The following is a 19,813-nucleotide window of genomic DNA, read 5'->3' as shown; positions in this document are numbered from 1 at the left end:
CTCTCCGTTAGAAACCGCTTTCCCTGACGCCCAGCGCCGCCATTCGCCGCCATGCCACGCCGAGCAATGATTCACCGCTGCCCTGCAACACCACCACGCCGCGCAACGGTTGTAACGGTGTCGGCGCTGTGTCGAGCACGCTGAGCCGCGCGCCGTATTGCGCCTGCACCGGCTCTGCCCGCTGCTGTTGATCGCGGCGCACGGCAATCGGCCCGTGATGGTCGGAGGTCAGCGCCTCCTGATCGACGTAGGCCACGCCGTTGGTGTCAATTTCATTCAGCTGCACGGCGAGCGCCGGGTGCATCGGGTCATCGGCAATGAAGCGGCCGTTGGCGCCGGGTTTGACTCGCCACAGTTCGGCTTCGGCGAGATAACCGCGCAGGCGTGCGCCGTCCTCGACCACCCGGGCCAGCGTATCGCGGGTCGACAGCCAGCGCCCGACCGTCATGTTCGGCAGCAGATCACGCACGCTGCCGGCCTGCGGTGCGCGCAGCAACAGGCGCTCGCGTTGCGCCGTCAGTCCTCGGTACTCGGCGACCGCTTCTGCCAGCCGCTGCTCGACAATGCCGGCATCGGCAGCGGTTTCGCTGCGACTGGCCTGACGGCGCATCAACAGCTGCTGGATCTGGATTTCCCGGCGCACGATCGCCAGTCGCGATTCCAGATCCGGCGATTCCAGTTCAATCAGCACATCGCCCTGAGCGACCTTCTGTCCGTCCGCCACCTGCACCGCTTTGACCCTTGCCGCCGTCGGCGCATGCAGGGCACTGGCGCGCCCGGCTTCAAGCATGGTCGGCAACTCCACCGAGCTGCGCCACGGCACGATCAGCACCAGCGACAACCCGAGCAGCGCCAACGCACTGAGCAGCACGCGCGGGCCATGCGCCTGTTCGCGGCGGCTCCACCACTGGCGCCACTCACGCATGATCGGCAGAAAGATGAACCAGACCAGTTCCACCAGCATCAGGAAGATCCCCAACACCTTGAAGAACAAGTGATAGACCGCCAGCGCGATCCCGAAAAACAACGCCGCACGCCATAACCATGAGCCATACCCCCAGATCAGCAAACGCCGTTGCATCTTCGGCGACCACGGCTCCGGCGCCGGGGCGCCATAACCGAACAAAAACTCACGCAGGCGCCAGCGGCACAGGGCAAATGCGCGGCCCTGCAAATTGTCGACTTCCCAGAAATCACTGATCAGAAAATAACCATCGAAACGCATGAACGGATTGAGGTTGACCACCAGCGTGGTAATCCACGTGGCGCTGGCGAGCATGAACGCCGCTGTGCGCCCCGGCCCATCCGGCAGCAACGACCATGCGAGTAGCGCAATACACGCCAAGAGCAATTCCGCGAGGACACCGCCGGCACCGATCAGCAATCGCGCACGGCGATCATTGACCCGCCAGGCGTCGCTGACATCGGTGTAGAACATCGGCAGCAAGACCATGAACGCCACGCCCATGCTCTGCACTCGACACCCGGCGCGCTTGGCCATGAACGCATGGCCGAATTCGTGACAGAGCTTGGCAAAGAACAACGCCACGCCAAACGCCAGCGCGCCGCCGAGGCTGAACAGGTGCGGAAACGTTCCGACAAAACGCTGCCAGTCGCGCGAGACCAGAAACACACCCAACGCCAACGTCGTCGGCAATCCATAGCGCAACAGCCGTGGGCCAAAACGCTCCAGCCACGGCCATGCGCGATTGAGAAATGCGTCCGGGCGCCACAGCGGAATGCGGAAAAACAGGTATTGATGCAGGAGGATTTGCCACAGGCTTTGCTTCTGCGCCAAGGCCTTGAGGCGATAGCTGGCGCGCTGTTGATCGTCGAGCGCAGAGATCAAATCGTGGCCGCGAAGAAATTCCAGCAACTGCTCAAGCTCCGTGCCGTCCAGCGGCAAGCCCGGTTCACGATTGGCCGCGCGCAAGACTTGCTCGGCGTCGCCCAACGACCAGTGGAGCAGCAGGCGCATCGCCGCCGCGCCGAGCTTGAAGTAACGGCCGCGCACCGGGTCGGCCAGGGTCCAGCGCGGCGAACCGTCCAAGGCCGGTGCCGCGGGCGACAATTGCAGGTCGGCACGCAGGCTCGGCAGGTTCATTTAGAGGCCCACGCTCTGGCGCAAACCGGCCAATGGCCGGCGCAGCAGGTACAGCGCCAGTGGCGCGCGATCACCGAAGATTTTCGCTGTGCCGCGCAGGCCGATACGCGGCGGCGCCTCGGTAAAACTGGCGTCGAGCCGATAGGCCAGTTGCCCGCCCGCCGTCGGCTGCGCCTCGTACGCCGAGCGTTCCAGTGTGGCGAGATGGCGCTTCAGCGGATCGCTGTCGAGAAACAACGCCACTTCGGCACCAGGCGCCAACGAGATCGCATCGCCCACTGCCAGTTCGATGCGCAGTTCAGCCTGGCTCGGATCGGCGATGTCCATCAGGCGCTCGCCGGTCTGCACCGGTTTGCCGGTCAAGCGTTCCGCGTCGGCGAACACCGCAATACCGTCGCGCTCGGCGCGCACTTCGCTGCGCTTGAGCAGTTCGCGGGCGTAGTCGCGCTCGGCGCGTTTCTGCTCGGCACGGGCGGCAAGCAAGTCGACTTTTGCGCTCGACTCGGCATCGGCAAACGAGCGCTGGGAATTGGATTTCAGCTCAGCTTCGGCCACACCCAACGCACGCTCGGCAACATCGGCCTGCGCCTTGAGCGTGGTGCTTTCGAAACGCACCAGCACATCACCGGTTTTCACCGTCTGATTGGGTTTGACCAGAAACTCGGCGATCACCCCGTCCAGCGGCGCCGCCACCACGCGGCCGCCCAGTGGCACCACCTCAGCCGGAGCCAGCACCGATTGACGCACCGGGATCAACAGCCCGAGCAACAGTACGGCGAGCAATGCCACCTGACGTTTACGGGTCCAGCGCAGCCGCCACGGTTTGCGCGGTTGCAGCGCCAGCCAGGCGTGGCTGTAGGTGTCGCCGAGTTGCGACAGCAGGACTTGTTCGGAAGGGTTCCACGGCATATCGCGGGCCAGCCACAAACCGCCGAACACCTGAGCGTCGTGGTCGATCAACGGCAGCCAGAACACCTGCGCCGCCGACAATGAACGCCAGTCAGACTGGATGCTGTCGTTCAGTAACTCTGGGGCAATCACTCGCGCCTGCTTCAGCACATCCTGTTTGAACAACTGCGCCACGGCCTGCTCGACGAACGCCACGAACGGCGCATTTGGCTCGACCGCACTGACGCCGGTCACGGCTTGTACCTTGCCGGCGATCAACAACGCGGCATGACGAAAGCCAAACAACGACTGGCCGTCGTTGACCAGGCTGTAGGCCAGTTGCGCGGCATCGCGGGCAGCGCGGGTCTGGCGCTCAAGATCAAGAAAGCGCGCGAACACCTGTTCGGCGGCGCCGCTCACCGGGGCGTTCACTTAAGCTCCGGGAAACGCGCGGTGCCGCTCATGCCGGCGAGCAAACCTTTGGCTTCGGGGAGAGTTGCAACCAGCAACAGGGTTTGACTGCCCTCATCGATTCGCGCGCCGAGGCGTTTCACCGTGGCGTCGATCGGCTGGCCGGTTTCATCGGGCACGAAGCTGAAGGTCTGGCCGGGCTTGAGTCTGGCCATCCAGCGCGAGGGCACCAGCAGATGAATTTCGAGGGTACGGTTATCGACGACATCGAGCAGTGGTGCGCCGGCCGGCACGCTTTCATAGCGCTGCACTTTACGCTCGACCACTTGCCCATCGAACGGCGCAATCACGCTGCAGCGTTTGACCTGCACTTGGTACACCTGGGATTGCGCCTGGGTTTCGCTGACCTTGGCCTCGGCCCGCGCCACTTCGAAGCGTCCGACGGAATTGAGTGCCGCCAACTGCTTGTTGTGCGCCAACTCTTCACCGGCACCCCGGCTGGCCGCCTGCGCGGCATTGAGCTGCGCCTGATAGGCCGAACAATCGAAACGCGCCAGCGTATCGCCCTTTTTGAACGACTCGCCCTCGCTGAACGGCAACTCGACAATCCGCCCGGAAAGCTCACTGGCCAGCGTCGCCTGATCGCGAGCCCGCAACACCCCCCGCGCCTCACTGCTCGCAGTGGCCGCCCCGGGCGCCGGGTTATCCAGCAGCGGATCGTCTGGCCCGGGCGTTTGCGCCTGAACTGCACACGTTATTAAGGTCAATCCGATAACCCAACCGCGAAAACGCTGCATAACCGCTACTCCCTGACGGATGTGCGGAGTCTACGACAGCGGGGGTTAGCGTCAAGCGAAAGGCCATCACTCCATGGAAATGTAATGTTTCAAACGAGAGGGCTGCTGCATGGTTGTTTAAAAAAGGTAGGCAAACCCAGAATTCCTACAAGCGTTGAGGACGCTACCAATTGCTCATTGCGAAAGTGGTGATAGACAAGCTACCTACGAGCATAAACGCAGACCCAATGTACCTTTCTCTGCAACAACCTCTAATACAGAAGCCCGCAAATGGCTTGACCCCGGTTGGTACTCGCAACCAAAACTGGCGAGCCGGTGCTGGCGATAAACCAGCGGAGTGAGCCTGCAATCATTTGGTGGTTGACCTGCATGACGCGCTCAATCTAGGATTGCCTTACTCAACCCCGTACGTAGTGATTCAGTTCGCTGGCTGTTGGGGATGAAAAAACCGGCCTAGGCCGGTTTTTTCGTTTCTGAGGATTTTTTGTGCGTACCGCATTTTTCGTTGATGGCTACAACCTGTTTTACGGCTTGCTCGCTGGTACACCCTATAAATGGCTGAACCTGCACAGCCTGCTGACGCACATAGCCTTCATCGAAAACCCTCAAAGCTCAATCGTATCGATTGACTATTTCACTTCTCCAATTAAACCCCAGTTGGCAACCCGTGGCCGCGTTTCCAAAGAGGCTCAGGATGCATACGTGAGAGCTCTGCGTGCCAGCAAGGTCGTTGTGCATTTCGGAAGACATCAATTAGAGCCAGCCAAAGCGCCAAGGTTTGTAGATAAAAACACCCATGCGTCACGTCAGGACAAAGTCGATATCTGGAAGCTGGAAGAAAAAGAAACCGATGTTCATATAGCAATCAGCATGTATCGCACTGCGAGCCGACAAACAATGCTCGAAGGTGCTGAGAGTATTGATCAAATCATTCTGGTTTCCAGTGATACCGATATGACCCCTGCACTGAAGGCGCTTCGAACAGATTTTCCCGCCCTGATCATTGGAGTGATCCTTCCTTATCGGACGGGTTCTGTTCGCCCTCCTCCAGGTTCTTTGAAAGATAACTCGCACTGGTTGAGACGCGTTATTTCTGAAGAGGAACTGCGACTTCATCAATTTCCAAACCGTGTGGCTACGCACAAAAAACCGGTGATCAAACCGGATTACTGGTAGCAAGTTTCGCTATCGGATATACCGACTCCCAACCCCCACCCAACGCCTTGTACAACCCGACCATCGCCAGCGAAACCCCGGTCGAACTCTCCACCCACTGTTCCTGCGTCGCCAGCAACGCGCCTTGCACGGTGAGGACGTTGACGAAGTCGACCACGCCTTCGACGTATTGCTGTTGCGCGGTGCGCAGGGCGATCTGGTTCTGGCGTACGGCTTCGGCGAGGCTGTCGCGGCGACGCTGGCTGGCGTTGTAGGCGGTCAGTTGATCGTCGATTTCATGCCAGGCGCGCAGCACGGTTTGCTGGTAGCCAATGGCGGCTTCCTGTTGCTGCGCTTCACGCAGTTGCAGCATGCCGCGCAGGCGTCCGCCGTCGAACAGCGGCAGGCTGAATTGCGGGCCGATGCCGAAGGCGCGTGAGCCCCAAGAGCCGAAATCGCTGAGTTGCATGGCTTGCGAACTGAGGTTTCCGGACAAGGTGATGCGCGGATAGAAATCACCTTTGGCCACACCGATGTTGGCGGTCGCAGCGTGCAGGCGTGCTTCGGCCTGGCGGATATCCGGTCGGCGTTCGGCCAGTTGCGACGGCAGGCCGATAGCAACTTGCAGCGGCGACTGCGGCACAGCGGCGTCGGTGGATAACTCTTTGGCCAAGGCCTGCGGTGGCTCGCCCATCAACAGGCTGATCGCGTTGATCAGTTGCGATTGGCGTTGTTCCAGCGCCGGCAGGCGCGATTCGATGGCGGCGACTTGCGCAGCGGCTTCGGCGACGTCGAGATCAGTCGCCACGCCGTCGTTCAGACGCAATTGCGAGAGTTTCAGGCTGTGCCGCGCGACGTCGAGGTTCTGCTCGGTGACCGCGCGGGTGTTCTGCACGCCGCGAAGTTGGATGTAGTTTTGTGCCGTATCGGCAAGCACGGCGAGCAGCACCCCGCGACGGTCGTTTTCGGCGACTTCGAGATTGGCGTCAGCGGCTTCGGTTTCGCGGCGCACGCGGCCCCAGAAATCCAGCTCCCAAGACGCAGAGAAACCGGCGTCCCACAGATTGAACGCAGAATCGCCGTTATGTCCGGACGGGTCGCTCAGGCCTTTGCCGCTGTTGCGTTCGCGCGAATAACTGCCGGTGGCCGCCGTGTTTGGATAGCGGTCAGCGCTGATGACCTGGCGCGCGGCACGGCTTTGTTGCAGGCGGCTGCCGGCCAGTTGCAGGTCGAGGTTACTGCGCACGGCGCGCTGGGTCAGTGCCGAGAGTTGCGGGTCGTTGAAAACTTCCCACCAGCGTTCGTTCAACGGCTCGTTGACGGCTTGGCTCGGGGCGGATTTGGCGGGTTTTGCCCAATCGGCGATTTGCGTGGCTTCGGGCTTTTGGAAGTCAGGCCCCACTGTGCAGGCGCTGAGACTTACTGCGAGCAAGGCACCCAAAGTGAGTTGCTGCCATTGGCCTCTTCGCGAGCAGGCTCGCTCCCACATTTTGGAAAGCGTTGCCCCTGTGGGAACGAGCCTGCTCGCGAAGGCGTCAGTTCGGTCAATACGAATCATCGCTGAGTCACCTCACGCACCGACGTCGCCGAACTGCGGGTATCAATACTCGCCTCCACCGACATCCCCACCCGCAACCGCTCAGCCAACGGCTGACCCGGCGCCAGCATAATCTTCACCGGAATCCGTTGCACCACTTTGGTGAAGTTGCCGGTGGCATTGTCCGGCTTCACCGCCGCGAAGGTCACACCGGTGGCCGGCGCAATACTTTCGACGCGACCATTCAGGGCCTCGCCACCGAGGCTGTCGACGCGCACTTGCACTGGCTGCCCCGGCTGCACGTCCGTCAGTTGGGTTTCCTGAAAATTGGCGACCACGTAGGCCTGCTTCAATGGCACCACCGCCAGCAACTTGCTGCCCGGCGTCACATACGCGCCGACCCGCATCGCACGCTCGCCGACCATGCCGTCCTGCGGTGCAGTGATGCGCGTATAGGAAAGTTCGAAACTGGCGATTTCCAGCGCCGCTTGCGCGTGTTTCAAACTGCCTTCGGCCGCATCCCGTTGCGCGGTGAGAATGTCGACCTGCTTGCGCTCGGCCGCCAGTTTCGCCGTGGCCGTGTCGAGACGCGCCGTGGCCTGATCGATGCGCGTGCGCGCCTGTTGCGCGTTCTGCACGGTGCCGGCACCGACGCCGGCGAGGTGGTTGTAGCGATTCAGTTCCTGCTGGGCGAAGGCCATTTCAGCCTTGGCCGACACGACCGAAGCCTGCGCCTGGGCAATCACCGACGTCTGGCGCTCCAGCGTCGCTTTGGCGTTCTGCAACTGCGCACGGGCGACCAGCGTTTGCGCATCAGCGGCTTCGGCGGCGGCACGTAGATCTCGATCATCGATCAGCGCCAGCAACTGCCCGGCCTTCACTTGCTGGTTATCTTCCACCAACACTTCCTTGATGAATCCGGCCACGCGCGGCACTACCAAAGTGAAATCAGCGGAGACGAACGCATCGTTGGTGTTTTGCTGAGTACGTTTGCCAAACAGGCCCGGCACTGCCAGATACAGCAGCACGCCGACCGCCAGTGCGGCCGCCACGGCGACCGCGAGTTTTTGCTTTGCTTGAGTCGTCATAAAAACCTTCATTGTTCAGTACCGCAATCAGGTCGGCGCGCGCGGCGGAAAGATCCGCGTCGGCAGCCAGAAAATCAGCAGGATCAGCGCCACTGCGACGCCGGCCATGCACAGATAAAGATCGGAAGAAGTCAGCACCACAGCCTGTTCGTGCAAGCGATGGGCAAGGCCCGGATCGCTGTGATCGGCCAGTGGCGAGTTGCCGAGGCTGTCGACCAACATGGTCGAGTGAAAATGCAGACGGGCCGTGGTCAGCGCCTCGATCACCCCGGTGGCCACCACCGCCGCCAGGCCTTTCACGCTGTTGAACCACGCCGAGGCAAACGGCCCATCCATCGGCTGAATGCTGCCGGTCGAGAGCATCAACAGCGGCAACACCGACATCGGCTGGCCGAAGATCTGCAGCCATTGCAGGACGTAGAAATTGTCGCGAATCCACTCCGAGGTCAGCAGCGATCCACCGAGGCAGGACAGCGTCAGCATGCTCAAGCCAATCCCCAGCACCCAGCGGCAATCGACCCAACGCAGGTTGCACAGTGCCGCCACCAGCGGCAGCGCAATCAACTGTGGCAGCGCCGCAATCAGCATGATCGGCGCGGTCTGCACCGGGCGATAACCCTGTATTTGCGCCAGATAGCTCGACGGAATCAACACCACCGCCTGCAACACAACAAGCACGCCGGCCAGAGTCATCAGTGCGAACGACAGGTTGCGGATACCGAGCATCTGCAACTTGAAGAACGGAATCGGCTGCGACCACTCGTTGATCAGAAACGCCACCAGCAGCAGCGATCCCGAACCGAGCAGCGCGCAGATCAGGTTCGACTCGAACCAGTCCAGCCGATTGCCTTGCAACAGGCCGATCACCAGCATGCAGATCGCCGGGAAACCCAGCAGCAGGCCTTTCCAGTTGAACGCTTTGAGGCGCTCAAGGCGCAGCGGATCCTGCGGGATGCCGTAAGCGACCATGACCATGGCGATCAGGCACGGCACGATGATTTGCCAGAACGTCCATTGCCAGCCGACATATTCGGTCCACAACCCGGCCAGCGGCGTGCCGAGCCCCGGGCCAAAGGTGGCGGTAAGCGCGTAACCGGCCAAGCCATAGAGTTTGAAGTTGGCCGGCAGAAAGCGCAGGGCGACGGTCATCAGCATCGGCGGCAACGCACCACCGGCCAGACCTTGCAGGGTACGCATCAGCAGCAGGCTTTCGTAATTCGGGGCAAATGGACAGAGCACGCCAAGCGACGTGAACAGGCTGATCGCGCAGAGCGTGAAACGACGTAGCGAGAACGTCACCGAACACCACGGCGCGAACGCCATGGCCGCGACCGAGGTGGCGGTGTAACTGGCGACCAGCCAGGTGCCTTCGTCGTAACCGATGTTCAGCGCGCCGCGAATATCGGCCAGGGCGACCTTGGTCACCATCTCGTTGAGGCCCGACACCAGCACCGCCAGCAGCACGCCGACCAGGCCAATGATGATCCGCGCCCCGAACACCGGTGGCGTCGCCGCCTTTGCCGGGCTGGCCGCAGCGATGGGCGCCGTGACCGTCAGGGATGTCATGAATACACACTCCGGTGGGAAAAATACCGGAGCATCTTAGTCGGGCTTGGCAATGACGAAAATTGACTTATTGGCAGCTTATAAGTGCGTCAGACGCAATTGTTAAAAGCAAAAGATCGCAGCCTTCGGCAGCTCCTACAGGGGGAATGCATTTTAACTGTAGGAGCTGCCGAAGGCTGCGATCTTTTGATCTTCAGGGTTGCGCGGCCAGCCAGGTCTCGTCGCAACAAGTCTTGAGGGTTTCGCGCAGCCAACGGTGCGCCGGGTCCTTGTCGAAGCGCGGGTGCCAGGCCTGGGTCAGCATCATGGTCGGCAACGGGATCGGCAGGTTGAACGAGCGCAACTTCAATCCCAACCGTCGCACGCTGAGTAGCGCTTCCTTGGGTACCGGCAAAATCAGGTCGGAATCGGGCAAGGCAAACATCGCCGCGTGGAAACTCGGCGCGATCACCGCCACCCGCCGTTCCAGGCCCAACGCATTCAACGCTGTGTCGATAGGGCCACGGGCAATGCCCCGGCGCGACATGCTGATATGGGAAAACCCGGCATAACGTTCGGCGGTGATTTCGCCTTCGAGCAACGGATGATCCTCACGCACCAGCCCAACGAAATGCGTGGAGAAGAGGTTCTGCACTTTGACTTCCGGACTGACCGGTCGGGTGTTGCTGACACTCAGATCGATCCGCCCTTCACGCAGCGCTTCATCGTCACCGTCGCCCTCCGGGACGAAGCGCAGCTCGCAATGCGGGGCCTGTTGGTCGAGGGTGTCGAACAACTTGCCGCCGTACACGCCGATAAAAAAGTCGTTGGCGCGAATGCTGAAACGGCGGCGCAAGGTGCTCAGCTCCACGTCGTCCGCCGAGCGGAACAACAGCGCCGCCTGCTCGACCACATCGCGCACCTGTTCACGCAGTTCCAAGGCCTTGGGCGTTGGCACCAGACCGCGACCGGCGCGCACCAGAATGGGATCGCCGATGGCTTCGCGGATGCGCGTCAGGGTGCGGCTCATGGCTGCCGGGCTGAGGTTCATTCGCCGCGCGGCGCCGACCACACTGCCCTCGTCGAGCAAGGCGTCGAGGGCGACCAGAAGGTTCATGTCCGGGAGTTGCATGCTGAGCACTCATGGCTGATCTGGATTGATCTGCACGCAATGCTAGCAAACATTCAGCTAATGAGGCGGTGGCCGGACCGACGCTTTCGCGAGCAGGCTCGCTCCCACATGGGAATGCATTTCAAATGTGGGAGCGAGCCTGCTCGCGAAGGGGCCGGTCGGAGCGCGACAAATCAGCGCTGCATGCCCCAGCGCTTCACCGTCACCCGCTCCAAAGTGTCAAAAACCAGATTCTCCACCAGCAAACCAATCAGGATCACCACGGCCAGCCCGGCAAACACCTTGTCGGTGTACAGCTCATTGCGATTCTGAAAGATGTACCAGCCCAGGCCACCCTTGCCGCTGGTCGCCCCGAACACCAGTTCAGCCGCGATCAACGTGCGCCAGGCAAACGCCCAGCCGATTTTCAGCCCGGCGAGAATCGATGGCAGTGCCGCCGGAATCAGGATGAACAACACAAAGCGCATGCCCTTGAGCCCGTAGTTGCGCCCGGCCATGCGCAGGGTTTCCGAAACGCCGAGAAACCCGGCGTAGGTGTTCAGCGCCAGCGCCCACAGCACCGAATGCACCAGCACAAAAATCAGACTGTTCTGCCCCAGTCCAAACCACAGCAGGGCCAACGGCAGCAAGGCAATCGCCGGCAGCGGGTTGAACATTGAGGTCAGCGTGCTCAGCAGATCCCGTCCAAACTGAGTCGACACCGCCAGCGTGGTCAGGGCAAACGCCAACACGATACCGATCAGATAGCCCTTGAGCAGCACCACCAACGATATCCACACCTTGCCCAGCAACTCGCCGCTGAGCAGACCGTCGTACAGCGCATGACTGGTCTGCACAAAGCTCGGCAGCAGCAAATCATTGTTCTGTAACCGGGCAACGATTTCCCAGATGACCGCGAGCAAAATCAGGATCAGGCTTTTACGTAGCCAACCCTGTTGCCACAGACGCTGGCCGAGCGGCAACTCGCGCTCGACCGGTACGCTGGTCAGCGGCTCCAGCACGGTTTCAAACTCTTGTCGTACAGATGATGAATGGCTCATCGGGCTATCCTCCAGGCCGCTCAATAAGCGATGCGAATGTCGTTGAAATCGTGGTCCAGTTCGGTTTCCGGCGACTGCCCTTCATCGAACAACAGCCGATGAATGCGCCGCGCCGATTCCTGAAACGCCACACCGCCAAGGCTTTGCAAGTTGTATTGATGGCTGTGCACCTCGGCCCTCACCCGCCCCGGATGCGGCGACAACAGCAAGATGCGATTGCCCACCACCAGCGCCTCTTCAATCGAGTGAGTCACGAACAGCAAGGTGAAGCGCACTTCTTCCCAGAGCAGCAGCAACTCTTCCTGCATCTTGCGCCGGGTCAGCGCATCCAGCGCGGCAAACGGCTCATCCATCAGGAGGATTTTCGGCTGCATCGCCAACGCGCGGGCAATCGCCACTCGTGCCTTCATGCCACCGGACAAGGTGTGCGGATAAGCATCGGCGAACGCCGCCAGACCGACTTTTTCCAGATAGTGCAGCGCGCGTTCTTCAGCCTCTTTTTTCTTTAGCGTTCGCGAGGCCAGCAGCGGGAACATTACGTTCTGCTTCACTGTTTTCCACGGTGGCAGTTGATCGAACTCCTGAAACACCACGATCCGGTCCGGCCCCGGCGCATCGACACGCTGGCCTTGCAGACGAATCTCGCCTTCGCACGGCGCAATGAACCCGGCGACGGCTTTGAGCAACGTCGATTTGCCGCAACCGGACGGGCCGAGGAGCACAAAGCGATCCTGCTGATCGACTTCGAAACTGACCTGATGAGTCGCCCGCACCACCCGTTGCGGCGTGCGGTATTCGAGGCTGACTTGATCGACCGCCAGCAACGCTTGCGTGCTGGCGACCGGGTTGCTGGCCGCGTGGCCTTGCAAAGGGGCGTTCATGTCGGTCAGCTCCCTTGCAGCGGCTTGGCGTCCTGGAAGAAGTAGTCCTTCCACGATTCAGGTTTGTTCTTGATCGCGCCGACGCGATAGAGGAATTCGGCCAGTGGATAGGTATTTTTCGGCGTGACGCTGAATTCGAATTGCGGGTTGTCGATGATTTTCAGCAGTTCGGCGCGGTCGATTTTGGCTTTGGTCACGCGGATGTAGGTATCAGCGGCTGCACCTTTATCGTTCTGGGCGAATTGCGCGGCTTCGGTCAGGGCCTCGACGAAAGCCTTGTAGGTCTTCGGGTTGTCGTTACGGAATTTCTCGGTGGCGAACAGCACGGTTGGCGAGTTCGGGCCGAGGATGTCGTAGGAGTTCAGCACTACGTGCACATTCGGGTTCTGCAACGCCTGATCCTGGAACGGTGGATTGGAGAAATGCCCGGTCAGTTCGGTGCCGCCGGCGATCAACGCCGCCGTGGCATCCGGGTGCGGAACGGCGATGGTGTACTTGTCGAGGCGATTGAATTCCTTGTCGCCCCATTGCTTGGCCGCCGCGTATTGCAGGAAGCGCGACTGCACCGACACCCCAACCGCCGGCACCGCGATGCGATCCTTCTCGGTGAAATCGGCGATGGTTTTTACCTTGGGATTGTTGCTCACCAGGTAATAAGGGAAGTTGCCCAGCGAGGCCACGGCTTTGACGTTCTGCTTGCCGTGGGTGCGATCCCAGATGGTCAGCAACGGGCCAACACCAGCGCCGGCTATGTCGATGGAGCCGGAGAGCAGCGCATCGTTGACCGCCGCGCCGCCGGAAAGCTGCGTCCAGTCGACCTTGATGTCGAGGCCTTCCTGCTTGCCGTACTTCTCGATCAATCCCTGATCACGCACCACGTTGAGCAATAAATAGACAATGCCGAACTGTTCGGCGATACGGATTTCACCTTCGGCGTGGGCCACGGTCGGCGCCACCAGGCTGCCGGCGATCAGGCTGAAACCGAGGCCAATGGCGGCGGCCAGCGGTGCAAATGGAAGACGTTTGGACATGATCGAATCTCCGGCAAATCAGAAAGGCGCATCGCCCTGAATGGTCGTGCGATACAGCTTGCGGCGCAGGTGCGCCGGGCAGCCGGCGGCGAGATGGATCAGTGAGCGGTTGTCCCAGAACACCATGTCGTGGGGCTGCCACTGATGGCGGTAGATGTTTTGTGGCAGCACGCTATGGGCGTAGAGCTCGTCGAGCAGCTGTTTGCTCTCGTCCTCTGGCAAACCGACGATGCGCGTGGTGAAACCTTCGCTGACGAACAGCGCCTTGCGGCCGTTTTCCGGGTGAGTGCGCACGATCGGATGCACCACTTCGGCAACCTGGGCCAGTTGTTCCGGGGTCAGGGTCGGGCGCCAGTTGCCTTCGAATTTCGTTTCGCTGTAGCGCGCCGTGTAGGAATGCGCAGCGCTGCGGCCTTCGACCGCTTTGCGCAACGCTTCTGGCAGGTTGTCCCAGGCTTTGTGCATGTCGGCAAACAGCGTGTCGCCGCCCTCCTCTGGCAACTCCTGTGCGTGGAGCATGGAGCCGAGGCTTGGCAGCTCCTTATAGGAGAGGTCGGAGTGCCAGAATTTGCCGGCATCGCCGAGGCCGATGTTCTGGCCGTTTTCGATGATGTTGGAAACGATGAGGATTTCCGGGTGGTGGGCCAGCAGGAACTGCTTGAGCACGTGGATCTGCAACACGCCGAAGCGGCGGCTGAAGTCGATCTGTTGCTGTGGGGTGATTTGCTGGTCACGGAACACTACGACGTGATGATCCAGATGCGCGCGATGAATGCGCGCGAAGTCCTGATCATTGATCGGCCGGGTGAGGTCAAGACCGATGATCTCGGCGCCGACGGCACCGCTGAACGGACGAATTTCGAAGGTTTGCGGCGCGGCGGTCGCGGCGCTTGGGGAAGCAGTAGCTGCGGACATCTTTCAATCTCCCACGCACGGCGCGCTCACGGGCACGCTCGTCGATCAGACACTCACGCTGGATTGCGTGTTGGTTCAGGTCGTGCGGCGCGCCGATTGGTCGGCAGGTACGCAGGGGGATGACTTTATAGCTATAAGAATCGGAAATTAAATACCGTTAGAGAATAACGATATGGCGAATGGTGAGGAATGAACTGGATGGTGAGTGACGGTTTTCGTCACTTATTCACGGGGGATGTGGTGAGTAGACCGACGCCTTCGCGAGCAGGCTCGCTCCCACAGTAATCGTTGATGAACACAAAATGTGTGTTCGACAAAGATCCAATGTGGGAGCGAGCCTGCTCGCGAAGAGTCCGTAAGCCACGCTGAAGATCTATCGCTCGTGCAACGCCTCGGCCCGCGCCCGAATGATCGGCTTGAGCAGATAGCTCAGCACCGACTTCTTGCCGGTAATGATGTCCACCGACGCCACCATCCCCGGGATGATCAGCAATGGCTTTTCATCGGTGCCCAAGTGGCTGCGCTCAGTGCGTACCTTGATGATGTAGTAAGTGGTTTTCTTGTCTTCGTCGGTAATGGTGTCGGCACCGATTTGCTCAAGCTTGGCTTTGAGCCCGCCGTAGATGGTGTAGTCGTACGCGGTGAACTTGACGATCGCTTCCTGCCCCGGATGCAGGAACGCGATGTCCTGCGGACGGATCTTCGCTTCGACCAGCAAGGTGTCGTCCAGCGGGACGATTTCGACCATGTCGCTGCCCGGCTGGATCACGCCGCCGATGGTGTTGACCAGCAACTTGTTGACGATGCCGCGCACCGGCGAGGTCACCAGCGTACGGCTGACGCGGTCTTCCAGTGCCTTGCCGGTCGCGCTGGCCTTGTTCAGGTCGGTGCGCGCCTCATTGAGTTGGGTCAGCGCTTCGCTGCGGAATTTGCCGCGCGTCTCGTCGATCTTGCGCTGCACTTCCTTGATCGCCGATTCGGCACGCGGGATGGCCAGCGTCGTTGCATCCAGCTGACCGCGGGTTTCCACCTCGGCACGCTTGAGACGCAAGACCTCCACCGGGGACACCGCGCCCTGCGCCACCAGCGGCTCGGACATGTTGATTTCCTGACGCTGCAAGCCGAGTTGCTGACGATACTGCGCTTGCTTGGAGCCGAATTCGCGCAGCTCTTGCTGACGCTGGATCAACTGCTCCTGCAAACCACCAATCTCGTCGTGCAGTTGCTGACGGCGGCTGATGTACAGCGACTCTTCGCTTTTCGCCTGGCCCGGCACGGCCTTGAGCACGTCCTCGGGGAAATTCAGCGGACGATCATCGACCTCGGCGCTGAGGCGTTCTACGCGCAGCAGCATCGACAAACGATCGGCTTCGGTTTCACCGACGTTGGAGGCGAATCGCGTGTCGTCGAGACGAATCAGCGGTGCGCCGGCTTCAACGATCTGGCCTTCCTTGACGAACAGCTCAGAGATGATCCCGCCCTCAAGGTTCTGGATTTTCTGGATCTTCGACGATGGAATCGCCTTGCCGTCGCCCTTGGTCACTTCGTCGATCACGGCGAAATTGGCCCACAGCAGCAGGAAGACGAAGAAGCCGATGATTGCCCAGATGGTCAGGCGCACGACGCGCGGGGCGTCTTCGATCAGCGCTTTGTTGACCTCCGGCAGCGGCTGGCCCTGCAGTGATGCCGAGCCTTTGAAGTAGCGACGGATCGAATCCTTGAAACCCGACTTAAGCAACACTGATCTGCCCCTTCTTCAACGCTTCCATCACGGCGGCTTTCGGGCCATCGGCGAGAATCTGTCCACGATCGATCACCAGCAGACGATCGACCAGCGACAACAGTGATGCCCGGTGCGTCACCAGCACCACGGTCTTGTTTTCAATCACGGCGGCGAGGCGTTGCTTGAGGCGTTCCTCACCGGTGTTGTCCATCGCACTGGTCGGCTCGTCCATCAGCAAAATCGGCGGGTTGAGCAACAAGGCCCGGGCCAGCGCGACGTTCTGCCGTTGGCCGCCGGAGAGGTTCTGCCCGCGCTCACCGACTTGCAGCTCGTAACCTTGCGGGTGCAGACGGGCGAATTCGTGGACGCCGGCCAATTCCGCCGCCTGCAGGACAAGCTCGTCTTCTACATAGCGTGCGCCGGAGACCAGGTTGTCACGCAGGGTGCCGGCCAGCAGTTGGATGTCTTGCGGCACGTAGCCAATGTTGTAGCGCAGTTCGCTGACGTCGATCTGGCGGATATCCACACCGTCGACCAGCAGCGCGCCGTCGTCCGGCTGATACAGGCCGACCAGCAGTTTCGCCAGCGAACTCTTGCCCGAGCCGCTGCGGCCGATGATGCCGATCTTCTCGCCGGGGCGGATCACCAGGTTGATGTTCTTCAACGCCGGGTTCTGTTGTTCCGGGTAAGTGAAGTTGAGCTGGCGGCACTCGATGGCGCCCTGCAAAACCTTGCGGCTCAGCGGACGCTCTTCGAAGTTGCGCTCTTGCGGCAGCTCCATCATCTGGTCGACTGAAGTCATGGTCACGCGGGCTTGCTGATAACGGGTCAATAGACCGGACAGCGAGGCCAGCGGGCTGAGGGCACGACCGCTGAGCATGTAGCAGGCAATCAGACCGCCCATGCTCAAGTTGCCGGCGATGATCTGGTAGACGCCAAAGACGATCATGATCACCCCGGCCAGTTGCTGGATCAGCAGGGTGATGTTCATCGCCAGACCGGAAAGCATTTTCACCCGCAGCTCTAGACGGCTGAGGGTGCCGATGGTCTGTTCCCATTGGTACTGACGTTCGCTCTCGGCGTTGTTGACCTTGACCGCGTCGAGGCCGGCGAGGGTTTCGATCAGGCTCGACTGGCGCTCGGCGCCGAGGGCCATGGTGCGTTCCATGGTGGCCACCAACGGCTTCTGCAAGGCATAACCGATCAGCAGGGCAATCGGGAAGGCCAACACCGGAATCCACACCAGATGCCCGCCAAGAATGGCGATAACGATGAAGATCAGGATGGTGAACGGCAGGTCGATCAGGCTGGTCAGGGTCAGCGAGGCGAGGAAGTCGCGCAGGCTCTGAAACTCATGGATGTTCTGCGCGAAACTGCCGACCCGCGCCGGGCGGTACTTCATCGCCATGCCGACGATGCGTTCGAACAGCGTCGCGGAGATGATCAGGTCGGTTTTCTTCCCGGCCAGGTCCAGGCACAGGGCGCGCAGACTTTTGAGGATCAGGTCGAAGATGTAGGCGCCAGTGATGCCCAGGGCGAGAACCCACAGGGTCGCTTCGGCCTGGTTCGGCACGACGCGGTCGTAGACGTTCATCACGAACAGCGGCGCGGCCATGGCGATGATGTTGATCAGGAAACTCGCGGCAATCGCATCGGCGTACAGCCAGCGCGAACGCTTGAGGGTGTCGCGGAACCACGAGCGCGCACGCGGAATCAGCGTGCCGTGATTGACGTCGAATTTGTGCTGCGGCTGGGCGAAGAAGACTTTGCCGGTGTAGTCGTCGGTCAGCAATTCACGGCTGACAATGGACTCGCCGCCGTCGGTTTCGCTGAGCAGCACACGTGCTTCATTGTCACCCTGCCAGCCGAGCAGGACGGCGCTGCGGCCATCCTTGAGCAGCAACAAGGCCGGCATGGCGATCGCCGGAATCTCTTCCAGTTTGCGCTGCAGCACCCGACCTTGCAGGCCGGCACGAGCCGCCGCGCGGGGCAGCAACTCGACACTCAGGCGTTGTTTGGGCAGCGGCAGACCGGTGGTCAGCATCGCCGCACTGGCGGGTTTCTGATGCAGCATGCAAAGGGCGAGCAGACCGTCCAGTAACGGATCGTCGTGCAACGCGCGTGGATCATGACTGAGATGAACTCGACTGACTTCTGATTCCACGCTCGACACTCTTTGACAGTTGAAAAGGGATAACTCAATTCATCCCAGGCAGCTGGACCTTGGGCTTCACGTCGTTCTGCACAACGGATGCCAACGGTGCGACCACTCCCTGGCTTCTGAGCAACTCGCCCATGGTCGCCTTGATTCGGTACTGAGTAAATAACTGAATGTTTTTGATTTCAGCCAGACGCCGCGAAGCAGTGAACAACTCGTTTTCGCTGTCGAGCAAATCCAGCAGGGTACGCTCGCCGAGGCTGAACTGACGCTGGTAGGCGGTGCGCACCGAGGTGCTGTGATCGACGTATTGCTGCGCGATCGGCACCTGCGCGTTAGCGTTGTTCAAGGCGTTCCAGGCCAGGCCCAGCTCTTCGTTCAACTGACGCAGGGCGTTGTTGCGAATATCCAAAGCCTGGTTCGACAGGTACGACTTGGACTCCAGATCAGCCTTGTTGCTGCCACCGGAATAGAGGTTGAAGCGCATGCGCAGCATCGCCTGCCACTCGTTGTTGTGACCGTTCTGGCCGTCGAGGTCGTTATCGGCAGTGCGGCCCAGTTCGGCGTCGAAACGTGGGTAGAAGGTCGATTTGGCAGTTTCGTATTGCTTCTCGGCAGCGGCGATGTCGGACTCGGCCGAACGCAGGATCGGGCTGTTTTCCAGCATTTGCTGGCGCGCTTCATTGAGGTTGGCCGGCATCATCGCCATGAACGGCGCCGGACGCTCGAGCTGGTCAGGCATCTGGCCAACGGCGCTGAGGAAGTTGGTTTCCGAGTCGGCGAGGTTGGTCTGTTCAGTGATCAGGTTGTTGCGGGCCTGGGCCATCCGGGCTTCGGCCTGATCGAGGTCGGCACCGCTGCCGACGCCACGCTGGGTGCGCAACTGGATCTGGTCATAGATGCGCTGGTGGCTCTTGAGGTTGTCCTCGGCCAGACGCACGAATTCACGGCGCGTGAGCACGTCCAGGTACACCTGGGCGACGGTCAGCGCGGTGCGCTCGGAAGTGCCCAGCAAGGAGTAGGCGCGTGAGTTAACGGTGGCTTGTTGACGCCCGACTTCGCTGGACGTCGCAAAACCGTCAAAGACCATTTGCGAGAGACGTAAACTTGACTCGCTACGGTTCAGGGTTTCGTAGTGGTTGCCGCCGGAGTTGGCGCGGGTGGTAACGCTGTCGGTGCCTTCACGGCCATAACCGCCGAGCAGATCGACCTTCGGCAGGTATCCACCTTTTGCCGCTCTTAATTGATAATCCGCGGCCAATCGACTGTTGACCCCTGCCTGAATCTCCGGATGGACATCCAGCGCCTGCTGCATGGCTTCTGGTAAGGATTGTGCTTGTACGAATGAGGCGGCGAGGGCGAAGGGTACGGCGAAAAGCAGGGGCGAACGCATGGTAGGAATTTCCCA

General features: G+C 60.9%; 15 protein-coding genes. 1 reads left to right on the top strand and 14 read right to left on the bottom strand.

What is annotated here, in order from left to right; genetic code table 11:
- Positions 1–7: 7 nt before the first annotated feature.
- Genes P3G59_RS00825 through P3G59_RS00815 form a run of 3 tightly spaced genes read right to left on the bottom strand, consistent with a single transcriptional unit; the run spans position 8 to position 4,200 of the window.
- Positions 8–2,104, bottom strand: coding sequence for a biotin/lipoyl-binding protein (locus P3G59_RS00825; protein WP_277760077.1), 2,097 nt, complete (start codon positions 2,102–2,104; stop codon positions 8–10).
- Complete coding sequence (locus P3G59_RS00820; protein ID WP_277760076.1) at positions 2,105–3,424, bottom strand: HlyD family efflux transporter periplasmic adaptor subunit; 1,320 nt, start codon at positions 3,422–3,424, stop codon at positions 2,105–2,107.
- Complete coding sequence (locus P3G59_RS00815; protein ID WP_277760075.1) at positions 3,421–4,200, bottom strand: efflux RND transporter periplasmic adaptor subunit; 780 nt, start codon at positions 4,198–4,200, stop codon at positions 3,421–3,423. Before P3G59_RS00815 ends, P3G59_RS00820 begins: the two co-directional genes overlap by 4 nt.
- A 486-nt stretch (positions 4,201–4,686) precedes the next feature.
- On the opposite strand from P3G59_RS00815, the gene P3G59_RS00810 reads away from it, so the two are divergent.
- Positions 4,687–5,376 carry an NYN domain-containing protein gene (locus tag P3G59_RS00810; RefSeq protein ID WP_277760074.1) on the top strand — a complete coding sequence of 230 codons (690 nt, stop codon included), beginning with the start codon at positions 4,687–4,689 and terminating at the stop codon, positions 5,374–5,376.
- Here the strand turns inward: P3G59_RS00810 and P3G59_RS00805 are convergent.
- The 11 genes from P3G59_RS00805 to P3G59_RS00755 form a co-directional block, all read right to left on the bottom strand.
- On the bottom strand, positions 5,357–6,913 hold the full coding sequence (locus P3G59_RS00805; protein WP_277760073.1) for an efflux transporter outer membrane subunit: 1,557 nt from the start codon (positions 6,911–6,913) through the stop codon (positions 5,357–5,359). The two genes, P3G59_RS00810 and P3G59_RS00805, sit on opposite strands and share 20 nt — an antisense overlap.
- A complete protein-coding gene (locus P3G59_RS00800) occupies positions 6,910–7,980 on the bottom strand; it encodes an HlyD family secretion protein (RefSeq protein ID WP_277760072.1) in 1,071 nt (356 codons plus the stop codon). Before P3G59_RS00800 ends, P3G59_RS00805 begins: the two co-directional genes overlap by 4 nt.
- 27 nt (positions 7,981–8,007) lie before the next feature.
- The gene (locus P3G59_RS00795; RefSeq protein WP_277760071.1) at positions 8,008–9,546 is read right to left on the bottom strand and encodes an MFS transporter; all 1,539 of its coding nucleotides are present in this window, start codon (positions 9,544–9,546) and stop codon (positions 8,008–8,010) included.
- A 193-nt stretch (positions 9,547–9,739) separates the two neighbouring features.
- Positions 9,740–10,657, bottom strand: a complete 918-nt coding sequence (locus tag P3G59_RS00790; RefSeq protein WP_277760070.1) for a LysR family transcriptional regulator — start codon at positions 10,655–10,657, stop codon at positions 9,740–9,742.
- A gap of 173 nt (positions 10,658–10,830) precedes the next feature.
- Positions 10,831–11,697, bottom strand: a complete 867-nt coding sequence (locus P3G59_RS00785) for an ABC transporter permease (RefSeq protein ID WP_277760069.1) — start codon at positions 11,695–11,697, stop codon at positions 10,831–10,833.
- A 20-nt stretch (positions 11,698–11,717) separates the two neighbouring features.
- The gene (locus tag P3G59_RS00780; RefSeq protein ID WP_277760068.1) at positions 11,718–12,578 is read right to left on the bottom strand and encodes an ABC transporter ATP-binding protein; all 861 of its coding nucleotides are present in this window, start codon (positions 12,576–12,578) and stop codon (positions 11,718–11,720) included.
- Positions 12,579–12,583: 5 nt separating this feature from the next.
- Positions 12,584–13,609 (bottom strand): ABC transporter substrate-binding protein, encoded by a 1,026-nt coding sequence (locus P3G59_RS00775; protein WP_098966545.1) that lies wholly within the window; start codon positions 13,607–13,609, stop codon positions 12,584–12,586.
- Between the two features lie 18 nt (positions 13,610–13,627).
- The gene (locus P3G59_RS00770; RefSeq protein ID WP_277760067.1) at positions 13,628–14,524 is read right to left on the bottom strand and encodes a TauD/TfdA family dioxygenase; all 897 of its coding nucleotides are present in this window, start codon (positions 14,522–14,524) and stop codon (positions 13,628–13,630) included.
- A gap of 373 nt (positions 14,525–14,897) precedes the next feature.
- A complete protein-coding gene (locus tag P3G59_RS00765; RefSeq protein WP_277760066.1) occupies positions 14,898–16,265 on the bottom strand; it encodes an HlyD family type I secretion periplasmic adaptor subunit in 1,368 nt (455 codons plus the stop codon).
- Entirely contained in the window at positions 16,255–18,411 is a 2,157-nt protein-coding gene (locus tag P3G59_RS00760) for a type I secretion system permease/ATPase (protein ID WP_277760065.1), read from the bottom strand. The genes P3G59_RS00765 and P3G59_RS00760 overlap by 11 nt, the downstream gene beginning before the upstream one ends.
- A 34-nt stretch (positions 18,412–18,445) precedes the next feature.
- Positions 18,446–19,798, bottom strand: a complete 1,353-nt coding sequence (locus tag P3G59_RS00755; protein ID WP_194935313.1) for a TolC family outer membrane protein — start codon at positions 19,796–19,798, stop codon at positions 18,446–18,448.
- Positions 19,799–19,813 lie beyond the last annotated feature (15 nt).

It is taken from the genome of Pseudomonas sp. A34-9, from assembly GCF_029543085.1.
Classification (GTDB): domain Bacteria; phylum Pseudomonadota; class Gammaproteobacteria; order Pseudomonadales; family Pseudomonadaceae; genus Aquipseudomonas.
The sequence above is the reverse complement of the archived record's forward strand: the minus strand, read 5'-3'. Positions and strand labels throughout refer to the sequence as shown.